This is a genomic window from Paraburkholderia dinghuensis, assembly GCF_003837865.1.
Classification (GTDB): Bacteria; Pseudomonadota; Gammaproteobacteria; order Burkholderiales; family Burkholderiaceae; genus Paraburkholderia; species Paraburkholderia dinghuensis.
Genome location: NZ_RQIS01000013.1, coordinates 415 through 17,432, shown reverse-complemented (window position 1 = coordinate 17,432; position 17,018 = coordinate 415). Strand labels below are relative to the sequence as shown.

13 protein-coding genes and 5 pseudogenes are annotated in these 17,018 nt (G+C 62.5%); 13 read left to right on the top strand and 5 right to left on the bottom strand.

Features of this window, described 5'->3' with window-relative positions:
• Nucleotides 1–40: 40 nt before the first annotated feature.
• The 9 genes and pseudogenes from D1Y85_RS17985 to D1Y85_RS17945 form a co-directional block, all read left to right on the top strand.
• Nucleotides 41–1,888 (top strand): annotated as a pseudogene (locus D1Y85_RS17985) (DUF4034 domain-containing protein); the annotation flags it as partial.
• A 406-nt stretch (nt 1,889–2,294) separates the two neighbouring features.
• Complete coding sequence (locus tag D1Y85_RS17980) at nt 2,295–2,528, top strand: type II toxin-antitoxin system Phd/YefM family antitoxin (RefSeq protein ID WP_124152431.1); 234 nt, start codon at nt 2,295–2,297, stop codon at nt 2,526–2,528.
• Nucleotides 2,525–2,920, top strand: coding sequence for a type II toxin-antitoxin system VapC family toxin (locus tag D1Y85_RS17975; protein WP_124152430.1), 396 nt, complete (start codon nt 2,525–2,527; stop codon nt 2,918–2,920). Before D1Y85_RS17980 ends, D1Y85_RS17975 begins: the two co-directional genes overlap by 4 nt.
• Nucleotides 2,921–2,938: 18 nt before the next feature.
• Nucleotides 2,939–3,211: a hypothetical protein gene (locus D1Y85_RS17970; protein WP_124152429.1), complete on the top strand. Its 273-nt coding sequence runs from the start codon at nt 2,939–2,941 to the stop codon at nt 3,209–3,211.
• A gap of 75 nt (nt 3,212–3,286) precedes the next feature.
• Complete coding sequence (locus D1Y85_RS17965) at nt 3,287–3,646, top strand: fimbrial biogenesis chaperone (RefSeq protein WP_124152428.1); 360 nt, start codon at nt 3,287–3,289, stop codon at nt 3,644–3,646.
• A 110-nt stretch (nt 3,647–3,756) separates the two neighbouring features.
• Nucleotides 3,757–4,465 (top strand): annotated as a pseudogene (locus tag D1Y85_RS17960) (IS5 family transposase); the annotation flags it as partial.
• 997 nt (nt 4,466–5,462) lie between these two features.
• Entirely contained in the window at nt 5,463–6,107 is a 645-nt protein-coding gene (locus D1Y85_RS17955; protein ID WP_246024961.1) for an AAA family ATPase, read from the top strand.
• A gap of 274 nt (nt 6,108–6,381) precedes the next feature.
• Nucleotides 6,382–6,471: pseudogene (locus D1Y85_RS17950) on the top strand (HU family DNA-binding protein); the annotation flags it as partial.
• Nucleotides 6,468–7,397: pseudogene (locus D1Y85_RS17945) on the top strand (PDDEXK nuclease domain-containing protein). The pseudogenes D1Y85_RS17950 and D1Y85_RS17945, both read left to right, overlap by 4 nt.
• Nucleotides 7,398–7,488: 91 nt before the next feature.
• Here D1Y85_RS17945 and D1Y85_RS17940 read toward each other — a convergent pair.
• A complete protein-coding gene (locus D1Y85_RS17940; protein WP_124152427.1) occupies nt 7,489–8,037 on the bottom strand; it encodes a hypothetical protein in 549 nt (182 codons plus the stop codon).
• Nucleotides 8,038–8,290: 253 nt separating this feature from the next.
• Between D1Y85_RS17940 and D1Y85_RS17935 the strand changes: the two genes are divergently transcribed.
• Nucleotides 8,291–9,109: a TraB/GumN family protein gene (locus tag D1Y85_RS17935; protein ID WP_148089152.1), complete on the top strand. Its 819-nt coding sequence runs from the start codon at nt 8,291–8,293 to the stop codon at nt 9,107–9,109.
• A 327-nt stretch (nt 9,110–9,436) separates the two neighbouring features.
• Here the strand turns inward: D1Y85_RS17935 and D1Y85_RS17930 are convergent, their stop codons facing one another.
• The 3 genes from D1Y85_RS17930 to D1Y85_RS17920 all read right to left on the bottom strand — a co-directional run bounded on the left by D1Y85_RS17930 (nt 9,437) and on the right by D1Y85_RS17920 (nt 13,122).
• Nucleotides 9,437–10,273, bottom strand: a complete 837-nt coding sequence (locus D1Y85_RS17930; RefSeq protein ID WP_246024960.1) for an IclR family transcriptional regulator — start codon at nt 10,271–10,273, stop codon at nt 9,437–9,439.
• 97 nt (nt 10,274–10,370) lie between these two features.
• Nucleotides 10,371–11,633: a CaiB/BaiF CoA transferase family protein gene (locus D1Y85_RS17925; RefSeq protein WP_246024959.1), complete on the bottom strand. Its 1,263-nt coding sequence runs from the start codon at nt 11,631–11,633 to the stop codon at nt 10,371–10,373.
• 181 nt (nt 11,634–11,814) lie between these two features.
• Nucleotides 11,815–13,122 (bottom strand): MFS transporter, encoded by a 1,308-nt coding sequence (locus tag D1Y85_RS17920; RefSeq protein ID WP_124152423.1) that lies wholly within the window; start codon nt 13,120–13,122, stop codon nt 11,815–11,817.
• A 310-nt stretch (nt 13,123–13,432) separates the two neighbouring features.
• Between D1Y85_RS17920 and D1Y85_RS17915 the strand changes: the two genes are divergently transcribed.
• From D1Y85_RS17915 to D1Y85_RS17905, 3 genes are read left to right on the top strand one after another with little or no spacing between them, the layout of a single operon-like run.
• Entirely contained in the window at nt 13,433–13,903 is a 471-nt protein-coding gene (locus D1Y85_RS17915) for a MaoC family dehydratase (RefSeq protein WP_124152422.1), read from the top strand.
• A 57-nt stretch (nt 13,904–13,960) separates the two neighbouring features.
• Nucleotides 13,961–15,127: an acyl-CoA dehydrogenase family protein gene (locus tag D1Y85_RS17910; protein ID WP_124152421.1), complete on the top strand. Its 1,167-nt coding sequence runs from the start codon at nt 13,961–13,963 to the stop codon at nt 15,125–15,127.
• A gap of 27 nt (nt 15,128–15,154) precedes the next feature.
• Complete coding sequence (locus tag D1Y85_RS17905; protein WP_185219032.1) at nt 15,155–16,162, top strand: acyl-CoA dehydrogenase family protein; 1,008 nt, start codon at nt 15,155–15,157, stop codon at nt 16,160–16,162.
• 463 nt (nt 16,163–16,625) lie between these two features.
• On the opposite strand, the pseudogene D1Y85_RS27700 reads toward D1Y85_RS17905, so the two are convergent.
• Nucleotides 16,626–17,018 (bottom strand): annotated as a pseudogene (locus D1Y85_RS27700) (DDE-type integrase/transposase/recombinase); the annotation flags it as partial.

Here is a 17,018-nt window from a genome sequence, read left to right as displayed (position 1 = left end):
GCACGATTACCGCGGCCAGCAAGACTACAGCCGGTGGGAGAACGATTTCTCGATTCATGCCCTGAAGAGCGGCCCGGCCGTGCTCGAGCAATTGCTTCTCTGGAGCGAAGCCCATCCGTCAAGCTCTTTCCCTGGCATGCTGGAAGTCGCCTACTGGTCCGCCTGGTTCGGCGAATATCGTGGCGGGAGCATGGCTGACGAGGTAACAGACGCCATGTGGTCGTGCTGCGGCTTCGCGCAGGATGCCATGTTTTGCGCGCTCTTCAGACTTCTGCAGAAAGACGCGCACGCGTGGCTCTCCGCGCGCGCCGTGCTTTACTCCGTCGCGGCGGTCGGGGAGCCGGGCTGGTGTTCCGCATGGCTATTGCAAGGCGAGCGTCCGGAGAGCATACCCGCGCGTCGGGTATCCGGGGACCTTGCGGCATTGCGCGGCCGTTCGGGCGGACAGACTTTCAACCAGTCCTTGCCGGACATGCTCTCGGGCGTCCTGACCGGCGATGCTTTGTCGTGGCGCCGCGACCCGGCCACCGAAATAACGGTCGATGAAGGCGCTGTTCCCCTGCAATACTGGTTGCGCGTCGCCTTCGCCATGGATCCATTCGCGCTCGAAGCAGCCGCGCGCTATGTGTTTCTGCGCATGCCGCGCTGGGGCGGGAGCATCAAGGAAATGCTCGAATTCGTCGACCAGCCGTTGTGCGCGCGTTTCGATGAAATCGAGCGCAACGTGCTGCGCTTTGTTGCGTGGTATGACGAGATGGAGGTCGACGGCTATCTTCTGGAAGACGAGCGGGTAGTCCGGAATCAGTTGAAGATCGGCGAGGCTCTGGCGAAGCGTCCACTACCCGATAATCTGCGCGGACGCGTCCATAAATATATCGCCTATCTACTCGCCAAGCTCGGCCGGTTTGATGAAGCGGGCAAGCATTATGTGGTAAGCGCGCCGCACAATCATTTGCAGGAGTGGGAGATCGTCCGCGCCGTCGCGACATGGGTAGCTAGCTCGGAGAGAGGCCCGTGGCTTGGCCAGATCGCCGCAACCAACCGGTTGGTGAACTCGCCGGCCGCCGCCCTGTACGGTTTCCTGTGCTCGCAGGGTTGGGCTGGCGTCGAAAAGCGACCGGAAGTGGCCGAGGGCTGGTATCGAAGGGCGGCAGAGCTTACGCCTGATCTCAGCTATACCGGTTTCTCTCCCTTTAAGTGCATCGACGATCTCAGGAATATCGAGGGCGACCAGCCGTTCCTGCCGATGTGGCTGAGGGCCGCTGACTATGGCGATGCCAGCTCGCAATTCCTCTGCGGCTGCTATTTCGACGACGAGGGCAACGATCACGACCGCGCGATTCAATATTTCCGGCAGGCTGCCGCCAACGGCCATATCGTGGCGATGATCAATCTCGTCTCAGGGCAACTCAAGGGCGTGCTCAACAACACGATCACCGGAAACCAGGCGGGTGAAGCGGCTCGGGATGCTCTCAGGCATCTGGATACCGCAGTGAATCTACTCCGGTCGCAAGACGAACTCGACGACTTCTCTCAAGACATATTGTCCCGCCTCGAAGGAGCGCATGGCTGGGTGTTGAGCAACCGCGGGTTCCCACGGTTCGCACGGCTGCACGTCTTGCCCCGCACGATCGAGATTGCGCGCAGCGGGCATGTCGGTGCCATGCAGGCGCTGGGCTGGTGGTATGGCGAGAAAAACACGGAGCACTACAACTACAAGGAGGCCGTCCGCTGGACGGAAGCGGCTCGTCACGCCGATCCGGATGACGAAGACTTGGAGTCGCTGCTCGACGCAATTCGCGGTAAGTCCTTATGGCGTGGGGCGAGATATCGGTTCATGCAGCGGACAATCAAGCGGGAAGGCCTGCCAGGGCAGCCAAACGTGTGAAGCGGCTGAACTTTGTTGGCGTTTCGCGGGATATTGCGGCGTGAAGCTGCGAGCCGTGTCTGGCGAAAAGCCGGCGCGGCTTTTTCCTTGCCTTGACGACGTCGATCGAAAGGCTGCCTGCGTATTCCGGCGAACGTAATCATGCATTTCGGCAGATCGCGATCACGATACCGGAACGAGCGATCACGGGACCGAAACGGGTGATCACGTAAACGGAACGTAATCCGGTGTGAGTCTGACGGTGGCGTGGCGTTGTTAACTATTGGGGCGGGAAGATAGTGACGGGGCAGCCCGTAAGCGAAGAGATGTCCCGGAACTGGCCCGCAGCGGCCAGCAGCGAAAATGACTATCTAAGATAGTCACATATGCTATGATTATGAATATGGTATGTGACTAGAGGTGCGACGTGGACAGTAACCATGTTTCCAAATCCGAATTCAAGGCAAAAGCGCTCGAATACATGCGGCAGGTTGAGGCGTCGGGCGAAAGTGTGATCGTGACCGACCACGGCAAGCCCGCACTTGAAGTTCGGCCGTACCGGGCGCTCGAGCGCGACCCGCTGGATGTGCTGCGCGGGTCGGTGGTGCGTTATGACAATCCGACCGCACCGGTGGATGTCGAGTGGGAGGCGGCGCAGTGATCGTTCTGGATACGCACGCGCTGGTGTGGTGGGTGACAGGCGACCCGTCCCTGAGCAAAAAGGCGAAAGCGGCGACTGACCGCGAGACGGCCGGCGGCGTGATTCTGGTTTCCTCGATCTCGTCGTGGGAGATCGCCATGCTGGTCGAGCGGGAGAGGCTGGTGCTGTCGATGGATGTGGACAGCTGGCTCGCGGCGGTGTCGGCGATTGAAGCCGTGCGCTTCGTTCCGGTGGACAGCGAAATTGCAGTCAAGTCGGTGGAACTGCCTGGCGAGTTTCACAAGGACCCTGCGGACCGGATGATCGTCGCGACGGCGCGCAAATTTTCGGTTCCGCTCGTGACGAAGGACGAGAAGATCCAGTCCTACGCACACGTCAAAACAATCTGGTAACGAAGGCGAAGGAAAAGCATGAGCCTCGCGTTCAGTGACTTGGACAAACCGCTGTTCATTGCGGCAGCGCTACGCGGTTGGCGTCTTCAACGGATGTCGGATGACCTTTACGCGCTGTTCAGTCGCAACGGAGCGTCGGTCGACCTGGTTGCCGATGGTCTGACGTTCAAGGACGTGGCGAACCGCTGCGGAGCGAGCGGGACCACAACGTTGCGCCAGGCCGTCGAGCGCGATGGCTTGACGTGGCCTGCGTCATTCGAAGCATTCCTCGCGCTTGCGCGAACGGTATAGAGGGAAAAGCGGCCCGGTCTTGTGAACGTTTCTGTTTCCTCGCTTCGCAAGCGTCTTCTTGAGCCTTGGACAAAAATGCGATTCTTGTTTCTCTCGGCCCTCACAACAATGGGCTTTGCGGTTACGGACACGATGCGCACACAGATCAAGGTCTTCGTGCGGCCCGACAAGCTTCCGTATCCCGAAACAGATTTACCGAAACACCTGACGTTCTCGCTCGTCCATTGGCCCGGCAAGGTCACGCTCGAAATCGGCAATCCCACGCCGTATTACGCGACGATCGGTGTGCTTCAGCTCGCGATCGAAGACGCGCTGCGGCCCGAGACGGTCGACATGATCGCGCCGTTTTCGCATGTCGCCGTCGATGTCGACGGGATTGCCGGAACGCCGGGCGAGCACGCGAAAGTGCTTTTTGCGTTACGTAGTCGACCCTGAACAACTCGGAACTCCTTGTGCGGCAGAGCTTTGAGGCCGAAATGGTGTTGTGAAATTTGCAGGAACCTGGCACATTGACGCGAGAATCCTGCATTTTTGACGAGGTGCGGATGGGTCCGAAGACGCCTGTGACGGAGGGAGATTTCTTCCGCCAACCGCTGTGCGAACAGATCAACCTGAAGCATCCGTTGATACGTTTGGCCGACCTGATCAACTGGGAGCGACTGGGCGCATCAATGACCGGGAGCTTCGTGTCGGCCAAAGGCCGAGCGGCGAGTTCGCCGCGCCTGATTGCGGGACTACTCTACCTGCAACACGCTTTTGATCTCTCCGACGAAGAGGTCGTCTGGCAATGGGTTGAGAACCCCTGCTGGCAGGTCTTTACGGGCCAGACGTATCTGCAGACCGAGCCGCCAGTCGATCCGTCGAGCCTGACGCGCTGGCGCAAACGACTGGGCGAAGCCGGTGTTGAAGAATTGCTCGCCGGGACGATCGAAGCAGCAAAGCGCGCTGGCGTGATCAAGGCCTCGAGCGTCAAGCGCGTGATTGTCGATACGACCGTTATGGAGAAGGCGATCGCACACCCAACCGATTCGCGATTGCTCGAACGGTGCCGCGAACATCTGGTGAAGGCTGCGGCGCGGAACGGTCTGAAACTGAGGCAAAACTACAACCGCGAGGCGCCTCGGCTGGGGCTGCAGATTGGCCGCTACGCTCACGCGAAGCAGTACAAACGCATGAGAAAGGCATTACGCACGCTGCGTTCGCGCGTTGGATGGGTGATGCGTGATGTGGAGCGGCAGATGGCCCATGTAGCGGATTCAGCCCACACAGTTGCAGATAATTCAAGCACGAGGGTTTCATCAGTCGCAGTTATTTCGAGCAGTAGACAGCGTCGATTGCAAGCACGCCCGGTTTCAAATGCAAGTCGCTACAACTAGGTGTAACAGATTGCAATCGACGACGACTATGCCCGCAATCAATGTAACTTTAGGCTCAAGTTAATTGCGACTGAAGCACGCCGTCGGCTCACATTATTTGCGGCTGAGCTTGCAATCATTCGCGTCGGCTTGCAATCCATTGTTGCATGCTCGCATTATTTGCGACCAGCCCATGCCCGCATGATGTGCCCCCGAAAACGTGGGTTTCTTCCATCGGGCAGCACACGACCCACAGCGGAAGTTTGCTGCGCTTAAAGCAGACGCGTTTGGCATGCGCGCAGCCACTCGATGAGCTAGACGATGGCCGCGGGTGTCGCTGACCTCATTGCTTCATCAGGTTGGGGCCACCCGGTTAAGGCCCGCATTGATCGAAGCCATCGTTCAATATTAGGGAGTCTCTGATCTATTCGATCGAGGTATTGATCTTGCGAGCTCGATCAACTTGTTGATCACGCAACTGATTGGTTCAATGAGGCGAAGCTTCCCTGCCGGGATATTAAGCGCGGTATCCGGTGTTTACGATCCAGAAGGACCCCAAGAGAACAGCAACAGCAAAGAGGGCTGCCAAGAGACCCACGAGACGAACTAGACCAGGCTGCTCTTTTGTCAGGGCTACCTTAAGTCCGAGGTAAAAAGCTATTGGCGGAAGAACAAATATGGGAATAATGAGAAAGAGTAATGGTAAAGTCAGCGCGGACAATGCCATCGAAATAAATATTCGATTCAATATCGTGAACTCGAGAATTTTTATGGGAAAGGACTAGGAAAGCGACCCGTCCTAGCGAAATCAGTACCTGCTTACAAAATACCTAATTTATCAACTCGCATCGTACGCCTGGACTTCCAAAAAAGCAGGATGTGGATCCTATCGAAGTATGTTTCGAAAACTTGAAGATTGGAAAAAGACCAGGCGACCCGTCGTCCTGTTCGTTGACGAAGCGCAGGATCTCAACGGCAACACGCTCAACGGCCTGAAACGGTTGATGGAAGTGGTCGAGGACGGGGGCGGCCTGCTCTCGGTCGTGCTGGTCGGGCAGCCTCGGCTGCGATATGGACTCGGGCGGCCGACCATGGAAGAAATCGGTTACCGGACCGACGTGTTCGATTTCGAGGGCGTCGCCGGCGTGCAGCGCCCTTACATCGAATGGCTGCTTGACAACTGCAGCCAGCGCGATGTCGAACCGGATTCGATCCTGACCGAAGCGGCGGTCGATGTGTTTGCCGAGAAGCTACGCACGCCGTTGCAGATTCAGTGGCATCTGACGCGCGCCCTGGAAGCCGGCTACGAGGCGGGTGAAAAGCCGGTGTCGGTGATGGTCGTGGAGTCCGTGTTGTCGAGGCAGCTCGATGACCTAGAACCGACGCTCAAGCGTCTGGGTTTCGGCGTTCGGGATCTTGCCGAACAGATTGACGCGAAGCCCACCGAGATCCGCGCACTGTTCGACAACCAGCTTGATCCGACATGCGCGACCGGATGCTGGCCGCCGGCTTGCCCGTCTGAAGATAGGTGTACCGCATGACGGCGCGACCACCAATGACCCCGCCTACAATCGCCAACTGCTTCTCGACCTACATGCTTCCGCGCCTGCTGCTTGTCTACATCGACTGGCCGCAATTAATGTGAGCGGGCAACGATGGATTGCAAGCCGACGCGGATGATTGCAAGCTCAGTCGCAAATAATGTGAGCCGGCGGGGTGTGTCAGTCGCAACTAATCCGAGCCGGAAGCTGCGTCGATTGCGAGCACGGCCCCCGTCGATTGCAGGTCGTTACAACTAGGGGTGACACGAAGGCGGCCACAGGCGAAGAAATCCGGATCGCGGCCGCCAGGACGGTGAAGTTCACCGCTGGCAAGGCGTTCAGGGATGCGGTGAACGCGCGGTGACGAAGAGCGACATCGTGCCGGCGATTTACGCGGGTCTGCAACGTGAAATTGCTGAGGTGGTGGAGGCCGCCCGCGTAACCACCTCCCGCAGCGTCAATGCGTTGATGACCGCGACCTACTGGGAGGTTGGCCGGCGCATTGTTGTGTTTGAGCAGGGGGGAGAGGAGCGGGCGGCATACGGTGACGCACTGATCAGGCGGTTGGGCGCCGATCTGTCGCAGCGGTTCGGGCGGGGCTTCGGCGGGCGTAACCTGGCGCAGATGCGAGCCTTCTATCTGGCGTGGCCGGCTGACCGGATTGTGCAGACGCTGTCTGCAATTTCTGACGGATCGCCGCTGGCGTCGGCGGTAGCGCCCCATGGGCTCGAGCTCGGCACTGTTGCGCAGGCGTTTCCCTTTCCATGGTCCGCCTACGTCCGCCTGCTTTCTCTGAAGACACCCACGGCGCGCGCCTTCTACGAAACCGAAGCCTTGCGCGAAGGCTGGTCAGTCCGGCAGCTCGACGGCCAGATCGGCAGCCAGCTCTACGAGCGGCTGGCGCTATCGCGTAACAAGGCGGTCCTGCTCAGGAAGGCGGTCGGCGTCGAGCCCGGCGACCTTCCCACGCCGGAGGAGGCAATCCGCGATCCGTTTGTCCTGGAATTCCTCGACCTGAAGGTGGGCCGTTTCAGCTACGCGGACGCCGGCTAGATGCATCTCTATCTGAACTACACGCGTGAGCACTGGGTCAAGCCAGGCGAAAACCCGCCGGTCGGGCTGATCCTGTGTGCGGAAAAGGGGGCGGCCGAGGCGCACTACGCACTCGACAACCTGCCGAACAAGATTCTCGCGGCGGAGTACCAGACGGTGCTGCCCGACGAGACCCTGATCGCCGATGAGCTCGAACGGACTCGCGCCGAGCTCGAACAGCGCAGACGGCTGGATTGACCGCGACAGCGTGGTGCCGCGTTGGCAGAACGAATACGGTTTATGGCTGCTCGAGCAACGATTTTAGGCATCGCCGGCCTGCGTCACTTCGTCAGATCAGTCCGCGATTTCTCAGGATGAACAGATAGGGGCAACTCGCCGGAGGCTCCACCGATACGGTGGGCTCCGAGGCCAGACGCTCCTGTATCGCGCGCTCGAGGTCCTCCGCCTGCCGGTCCAGCCAGCGCGGTGCAGAGGCCCGCGCCCACGCCAGCCACGCAGCCGCGGACCACAGACCGCTGCCCGCCGGCCGGGGCGGGACGCGCACGGCGTGTCGCCACGAAATGCCGTTCCGAAATCGCACACCGGTCACACGGAGATGCTCGCGCGTGCAGACGAATATGAACGCACGGTGCGGTCTCTCGTCGTACAGCACGCCCGGCTCGTGCCGACCGTCCGCTGGCGCCGACTGGATCGGCCCGCTCCATTCGAACTCGATGAGTGCGCCTCTGCGTTCGGCCTGGTCGGCGTTGTACGCGACACCCTCAATACAGGCATTCATGCCTGCGTCGCCCAGGATCGGGCCGCCAATGAAGACGCGTGTTTCGATGATAGAGCGCGCGATGGCGGGTGAAGTTTCGTGCGTCAGCGTGATCGCCATAGAATGATGGTCGGTGGTTCCGTTGCGGGAGACGAAAAGTCGTTGTGCCGTCAACCTCCCATGATGCGGCAGGAACTACGACACAGGGTGTGGACTATCGATACCGGATTGTCCTCCTGCAAAAGGACTACATCGATGAAAATCGTCACAGCGGCTTGCTGTTGTACTCGCGACGCTTGTTGCGGCCAGGGGCATCTGCGCAGCATCCTACGACGGCGTTCCTGCGCTTGAGGTCACGGCTCCCGACGGGGCGGTGAGCTTGCTGGTGCCCGACATGCACATTCCGTATGCCGGCCTTCGTCAGCCGTTGCCTTCCGTGTTGCGGGGCAGGTCGCGTCTTGTGATCGAGAGCTCCGTTATCCAAGGACCGCAGCCAGTCCGGCAGGACCTGCGCGATATGCTTGCCCCGAACGCGCTCGCAAGCCTGGAGACGCACCACGAGTTGGAACGCGCGCCGTGGGCAATGATGCTGTCCGACCAGGACGTTGCGGTCCTCAAACGCCGTGGTCAATGTGCGAGGCCCGCATTCAGCGCCGAGGTGGTTGACTTCATGCTGGCGATGAAAAGCGCGGCCGGCGCCGCTTCGGTTGCGAGCCAGCGCTGCGCGGGCGCTGGTCAGCTTTCGCGCGATAAGATCCTTACGCAGGCCGCCGCCAGGCTGGAGGTGCCAGTCGTGACGCTCGAAACGCAGGTAGCGGTCGACGCCCAGCGCAACGCGGTTCCCGAGCCGATCTACCAGGAACAATTGCGCATGGCTCTCGCCCCGGACGTCGAAGGCACATATGTCGCGATGGTTGCTGCGCTGAACCGTGGTGATTTCGACGCGGTGCTTGAACAGGTCAGTACGGGTTACGCCAATCCGGCCGATGCGGCGACGTTCTACCGGATCATGATCGAACAGCGTAACCGGGCGTGGATGACGCCGCTACAGCGCTACCTCGACCAAGGAAATGCAGTCGTGCTTGTCGGTGCTGGCCACCTGCCTGGTCCTGCGGGCCTTATCCGGCTACTGACGCAGGCCGGGTACCGGGTTGAGCCGACCATCTTGCCCGCTGACCCCGGTCAGGGGTGATACCGCACGGGCACGTTGTGACTGTATGGATGGTTGGACACGCAACGTCGCTCCGACGGCGAGGACGCCGTAGCGGTCGGAATCCGCCTTTTTCGTCGAACGCCCTCCAGTAACTCGACCGGTTTTGCGCAGCGTAACGGCTAGCCGGTGTCGTCGAAACCCGTGACGATGTCGGGCGCGAGTCCTCGCATGCGAAAGAGCTCGACTGGCAGCCCACCGAGGCTTGAAGTCGGCGGGGGAGTGTGATTCTTGTCGGGGTGGTCGTCTACAAGCGCTGTTCATCAACGCTCACTCGCATGTGAAGGGCGTGTCCGGTCGTGAAGCGACCTACACGGACGCATGAATCAGGTTGATCTTCGGCTCTGCGTGGCCGAGCAATGCCGACACCTCCACCGCGCCGCGCATGATCAGGGCCTTGAAGCGCTCCATACCCGGCACGCCGCGGCTCACTGGTGTGCCCATTACGAGCGCTGCGATGACTGCACCCGACTCGTCGCGTATCGGTGCGGCGAAACCTACCACGTCGGCCGAGCTTTGTTCGACCGTGGCGGCGACACCTGTCTCGGCCACTTCCTTGAGGATGGCCTTGAGTTCCCGCTTGTGCGTGCGCGTGGCACTCGTGTGGGCGCGCAGCTCGGCCGTGCGGAAGTACTCGGCCTGCTGCGCTTCGCTCATCGCGGCAAGCAGCACTCGGCCGCCCGACGACGAAAACAGTTCGCGCCGCTCGCCAATACCCGCGATGAAGCGGATCGCGCTGCGGCTCTCAGCCGACATCACGTAGACCATGGAGGGCCGGTCACTCGCGAGCTGGCCGATCAGGATCGTCTCGCCAGCCTCCAGCGCGAGCCGCTCCATCACCGGCCGCGCAATCTCGGGAAAGCGCCGCTGCGCAACGATAGCCGCACCGAGCTTGAAGGCCTCCACGCCGAGCACGTACTTGCTGCCGTCATGCGCGAGGTAGTGCGCGTGCGTGAGCGCACGCAGCAGCGCGAGCAGACTCGTTTTCGGGGTCGCGCTCAGGTCCGCGAGCTCGGTGAGCGTGGCGCCTTGCGGGTGGTCGGCGAGGATGCGCAGCACCTGCACGATGCGCGTAGTGGCCCGCGGGCCGGGCGACGCAGCGGCGGCGTCGGTGCGTGGCTCACGGTCTTCGGAGTGGCGCGGCATGGATCGATTGACGGTTGAACGGTGCGGAAAATTATACATGTCGTCCTGCCCTCGAAATGCGTGCAAACCGACCACGCCACCAGCGGCCGGGGTTCCTTCAAGCGGCCGCCTTGTCCCCCGCATCTGCCTCGCGCTCGCCGCGCGCACGCACGACCGCGTTCGCGCCTACCGCCCCGCTCGCGCACAGCGCGTCGATGCGTGCGGCGTCGAGACCGAGCAGGTCGTCGAGCAGCGTGCGCGTGTGCTCGCCGAGCAGCGGCGGCGGAATATCGTATTCGACGGGGGTCGCCGAAAGCCGCAGCGGGCTCGCCACGCTCGGTGACGTACCAGCCAGCGGATGCGCGATGTGGCGTACCGCTTCGCGCGCGCGCGCCTGCTCCGAGCCGAACGCCTGCGCCACGTCGTTGATCGGTCCGCACGGTACGCCGCAGGCTTCGAGCGCGGTGATCCACGCGTCGCGCGTGCGCATGCGGAACGCCTCTTCGAGCACTGGCAGCAACAGCGCGCGATTCACGCTGCGCGCACTGTTGGTGGCGAAGCGCGGATCCGCCACCAGTTCGTCGAGCCCCATCGCACCGCACAGCGAGCGGAACTGGCTGTCATTGCCGCACGCGAGAATCAGATGCCCGTCGCTGGCTGCGAAGGTCTGGTACGGCACGACGTTGGGATGCGCGTTGCCGAGCCGTCGAGGCGCCTCGCCAGTGCACAGGTAGTTCATCGACTGATTCGCGAGCATCGCCAGCTGGCAGTCGAGCAGCGCGATATCGATATGCTGGCCGAGGCCGCTGCGCTCGCGTTCGATCACGGCGGCGAGCACGCCCGTTGTCGCGTACATGCCGGCCATGAGATCCGTGACTGCCACGCCCACTTTCTCCGGGCCGCCGCCGGGTTCCCCGTCGGGTTCGCCCGTGATGCTCATGAGGCCGCCCATGCCCTGAATGAGGAAGTCGTAGCCGGCGCGGCGCGCGAGCGGCCCGGTTTGCCCGAAGCCTGTCACCGAGCAGTAGATGAGCGCGGGGTTAGCTGCCGAAAGGCTTTCATAGTCGAGCCCGTACTTCTTGAGCCCGCCCACCTTGAAGTTCTCCACCAGCACGTCGCACTGGCTCGCGAGCTCGCGAATCAGCGCGGCGCCTTCGGGCGCGGCGATGTCGACCGCCATCGAGAGCTTGCCGCGGTTCGCGCACTGGTAATAGGCGCTCTCCACCGTGTCGCGGCCGTTTTCGTCGCGCAGGTACGGCGGGCCCCACGCGCGCGTTTCGTCGCCGCTGCCCGCCCGTTCGATCTTGATCACCTGCGCGCCGAGATCCGCGAGATTCTGCGTGCACCACGGCCCGGCCAGCACGCGCGAAAGATCGAGCACCCGAATGCCTTCGAGCGGGCGGCGGCGCTGGCCGCCTGCTTGCCGTGCCCGTTGGGCTGGATCCGGTGCCTGCGTTTGCGTTGACGGTGATGCCGATGGATGTCGCGTATGCTGCTGCATGTGAAATGACCTTTGCCTGGATTGCGGGACTACACGTTCAGTACTTGCGCATTCGCGCCGCTCATTCGAGCGGTTTGCCGCGCGTCTCGGGCATGCGCCAGTAAGCGAAGAGGCTGACAGCCGCGCTGGCGCACACGTAGACGAGGAACCAGCCTTCGCGCTGCTGCGACTGCAGCCACGTCATGAGATAAGGCGTCGTGCCGCCCAGCAACGCGACCACGAGGTTGTAAGCCGCGCCGATGCCGATGCCACGCACCTCCGTCGAGAACAGCTCCGCCATGACCGCGGGCGCGATTGCCGAATAGAGGCCATAGGTCAGCAATCCGAATAATTCGACCAGCAGCATCGACGGAATACCCGGGCCGATCGAGCGCACCACCGGATAGAGCCCCACGAGGTAGGCCGCCGCGAACACCATCAACTGCGGACGCCGCCCGAAGCGATCCGACAACGCACCGAAAAACGGTTGCGCGAGCATGAAGATGGCGATGCTCAGGGTACTGGCGAGGAATGCGTCCGCCGGCGTCGCGCCCGCGTGACGGATCGCGTAGATCGGCATGAAGCTGATGAACAGATAGAAGCTGAACGCCCCCAGCACGCTGATGCCCACGAGGCGCATGACGGCGGTGCGATGGTGCGACCATGTCCACCACAGCGAGCGACGCTGGATGCGGCCCGAGCGGCGCAACTGCTCGAACGCGTGCGACTCGCCCACGTTGCGGCGCATCCAGAAGCCCGCAAGCGAGCCGCAGCCGCCAATAAAGAACGGAATGCGCCAGCCCCAAGCCACGAGCGCTTCCTTCGGCATGACATTCGTCATCACGCTCGCGAGCGCCGAGGCAAGCAGCAGGCCTGCAGCGATGCTGAAAAACAGGAAGCTGCCGTACAGGCCGCGCCGCTTCGCGGGCGCGGACTCCGTGAGAAACGTGGTGGCCGCGCCGTACTCGCCGCCCACCGAAAGACCCTGCACCATGCGCAGCACCGTCATGAGCACCGGCGCGAGTACGCCGATCGTGGCGTAGGTGGGCAGCACCGAGATCAACAGCGAGGAGCCCGCCATCATCATGATCGTGAGCGTGAGCGCCGCGCGCCGCCCGAAGCGGTCGGAAAAACCGCCGATCACCCAACCGCCCAGCGGCCGCATGAAGAAGCCCACCGCGAACACAGCGAAGGTGGCGAGCAGCGAAGCCGTGTCGTTGTCGGCGGGGAAGAACTGCTTGCCGAAGTAGATCGCAAAGGTTGTATATACAGACCAGTCGAACCACTCCACCACGTTGCCGACGCTACCGGCAAATATGACGCTGGCCGTGCGTCGCGGCACCGCTTCGGCGGACGCGCCTGCGTGCGCGATCTCGGGATTGGCGTTCATCCAGCTTGTCTCCTTTGTTCCCGTGTTTCAGGTCTACTCGAATCGGTCGGGCTAGTGTGCCGGCAGTGCCGGACTGGTTCTGAATGTAGCACCGGATTCTGAATTCGGAACGAACTATACGCCTGGCGTATACCCTTTCAGGGCCGATGTTTTCGCATTTTTCCGTTTGTAAACAATGGATTATCGGCGACTCCATGGATTCAAATCATGTTCCGATATCGGAATCGTGTTGCGGATATCGGAACTCGATTCTAGAATCGGAGCACGACATCGGCGCAGCGCGCCATCCATCATCGGGAGGAAGACAGGCATGACGACACATGACGACACCCAACTGCTCGGACGCGGCTTCTACTGGCAAGAGTTGAATGCGGGTCAACGCTTTCGCACGTTTCGGCGCACGGTCACGGAAACCGATCTCGTGAATTTCATCTCGGCCACCGGCATGCTGGAGGCGATCTTCATCGACGCGCATTTCGAGCACGGCGCCATGAGCGGCCGCCCAGTCCCTGGCGCGCTCACGAGCGGGCTGATCGAAGGCCTGCTGTTTCAGACCATGGTGCAAGGCACGGGGCTCGCGATGCTCGAGTTCTCAATGAAGGCGCACGCGCCGGTGCTGGTCAACGACACGATCTACGGTGTGGTGGAAGTCGAGGACGTGAAACCCACCTCCAAACACAATCGCGCCGTCGTGACGAGCCGCGTGGAAGTGCTCAATCAGCGCGACGAGCTCGTGCTCTCGTACACGGTCAAGCGCATGCTCGCGGGCTGCCCCGAATGAGCACGTGCGCACCCGGTTACTTCGTATTGCCTGGAACTCAATTTTGAGCAGCACGCCATGACCGATCCCTTCACCTTCAGAACGATTCCCCCCGAGGACGAGGCCCTGCGCGCTCCCGTGCGCGCCTTCCTCGCCGAGGCCCTTCAGGGCGTGCCACCCGCTGTGCGAGCACGCTCATGGCTCGGCTTCGACGCCGGCTTCAGCCGGCAGCTCGCCGCGCGCGGCTGGCTGGGCCTCACGCTGCCGCGCGAATACGGCGGGGGCGGACGCAGCCCGTTCGCGCGTTTCGTGCTTGTGGAGGAACTGCTCGCAGCTGGCGCGCCCGTCTCGGCGCACTGGATCGCCGACCGCCAGAGCGGCCCGCTCATAGCGCGCTACGGCACGCCCGAACAGAAAGCCTTCTACCTGCCGCGCATCTGCAAGGCCGACGCGTTCTTCTGCATTGGCATGAGCGAGCCGAACGCGGGCTCCGACCTCGCGAGCGTGCGCACGCGCGCTGAGCGCACGGCTACCGGCTGGCGCCTCTCGGGTCGCAAGATCTGGACGACCAACGCGCCGCACTCGCACTACATGATCGCACTCGTACGCACCTCGGGCGTACCAGAGGACCGGCATCGCGGGCTTTCACAACTGATCGTCGACCTCTCGCTGCCCGGCGTGCATATTGCGCCGATCCACGACCTCACTGGAGACGCGCACTTCTCTGAAGTCACGTTCGACGATACCGAACTGCCTGCCGACGCGCTGATCGGCTCCGAAGGTGCGGGCTGGGAGCAAGTGACCGCCGAGCTGGCGTTCGAGCGCAGCGGGCCGGAGCGCATCTATTCGAGCATCGTGCTGCTGGAAGAGTGGGCGCGCACGCTGCGCGATGCCGCCCACACGGCGCAAACGCAGGTGGGCGAAAGCGAACGCCGCATGCTCGGCGCATTCGTGACCGAGCTGGCGACGCTGCGTGCGATGTCGGTCGCGGTCACGGGTCAGCTTGCCGATGGTGCTAGCCCCGCCACACAGGCCGCGCTCGTGAAGGACCTCGGCACGAGCTTCGAGCAGAGCGTGCCGACGCTCATCGGCGATGCGCTCGGCGCGCATCCCCAGCAAAGCGTGCCGCGCGAACTGGCCGATACGCTCGACTACGTGACGAAGATCGCGCCGTCGTACTCACTGCGAGGCGGCACGCGCGAGATTTTGCGCGGCATGATCGCGCGCGGCCTCGGGCTGCGCTAAAGGGACAAGAACATGGAGGAGAACACCATGGATGACATGCTGACCGACTCGGTACAGACAGTGCTCGCACAATGCTGCACGCCGCAGGTCGTGCGCGCCGTCGAGGCGGCGCAGGACCGCGATGCTGGCCGCGAACTCTGGGACCAGCTCGATGCCCTCGGCTTTCTCGACGCGCTCGTGCCCGAGGAAAAAGGCGGCTCGGGCTTGCGCCTCGCCGCCACGGTGGGTGCGCTGTTCGCGTTTGGCGCGCACGCGCTGCCGCTGCCGGCCGCGCACACCATGATCGCGCGCGAGTTGCTCGCGCGCGCCGATATCGAAGCGCCGCGCGGGCCGATAACGTTCGCCAATGCCTCGCGGCACGGCACGGCATTCGTGCCATACGGTCTGGTCGCCGAAGCGGTGATCGTCGAAACCGACGATGGTGCGAGCTTCGTCTCGCTCGACGACGCCGAGGTGAACGGCCACGGTGACAGCCTGGACGCCACGCTCACGTATCCCGCGCGTGCGGCGCGCGCGCTGCCCGCAACGGTGCGCGGCGTGACGGAACTGGGCGCGCTCGCCACTGCGGTAACGATGTCGGGTGCGATGCAGCGCGTGTTCGATATGACGCTCGGCTACGTGAACGACCGTCAGCAGTTCGGCCGTTCGCTTGGCAAGTTCCAGGCCGTGCAGCAGCAATTGAGCGTGATGGCCGAGCACGTGGCCGCCACGCGCGTCGCGATGCAATTGGGGTGCAAGGGGCATCGCACCTCGGTGCAGCGCATTGCGGCTGCGATCGCAAAGGCGCGCGCGAGCCGCTCGGCGCCGCACGTGGCGAACGGCGCGCACGCGCTCGCAGGTGCGATGGGCATTACGGCCGAGTTCGATCTCCAGCTCTATACACGACGGTTGCACGCGCAACGTCTTCACTATGGATCGGAGGCATACTGGGACGACGTGGTCGGCACGCATGTCATCGATAACTGGAGCCATGTTGCCGCGGGGGTTATCGGAATTTTCGACACGCTCGACGAGGAAGCGACGGCGGGCGAGTGAGCGGGATGTCCCCAGGGCCGAAATCGAGATAGATATCGTCACGTCGATTCTTGACCTCGTTGCGGTAGGCGTCGGTTATGCAATGCGGACATTGAACGCGATGCAAAGCGATGCATTAAAGCGCAGCTTTCGCGCAATCCGCGTGACGAAGACAACCCTTCAAAGCCGGCTGGTGCTATACACGCGCCGCGCGCATCCTCCCTCACGCCTGGCGACCCAAGCCATCGCGATGCTCGAATCGCACGTCGTGCCCCTCTATGAGCAGACATCCGCGCGTGCTGCGAAGGGTCGGGGAAAAATCGCCTGGACGTTATGTCCCGTGCAGGGGTGATATCGCTGCATCGTCACCACTGTCGATGATCGGCGTGCTTGCCGGCGCGCTGGACCAGAAAGGCGACAGCGCGTCCGGCGTGAACCCACCGCAGCGCGAACGGCCTTGGACCGGCCAGAGTTTCATAGACACTCACGAGCCGTTTAGCGCGTAGCGCCGTTCAAACTCTACAGGCGAGAGATCGCCGGCGGAGCCATGTCGGCGAATCGGGTTGTAGAACATCTCGATGTAATCGAACACATCCGATGTAGCCATTGCCCGGTTCGGGTAGATACGTCGCTTGATCCGCTCTTTCTTCAACGCACTGAAGAAGCTTTCCGCCACGGCATTATCGTGACAGTTACCGCGACGACTCATGCTCGGCACCATGTGGTGGGCCTTCAGGAACGACTGCCAGTCGTCACTGGTGAACTGGCTGCCCTGGTCCGAATGCACCATCACGCCCGGTCCCGGTTTGCGCCTCCATACCGCTGCCAGCAAGGCCTGCAATGCCAGTCACTGGTCATCGTCGAGCGCGTGGCCCAA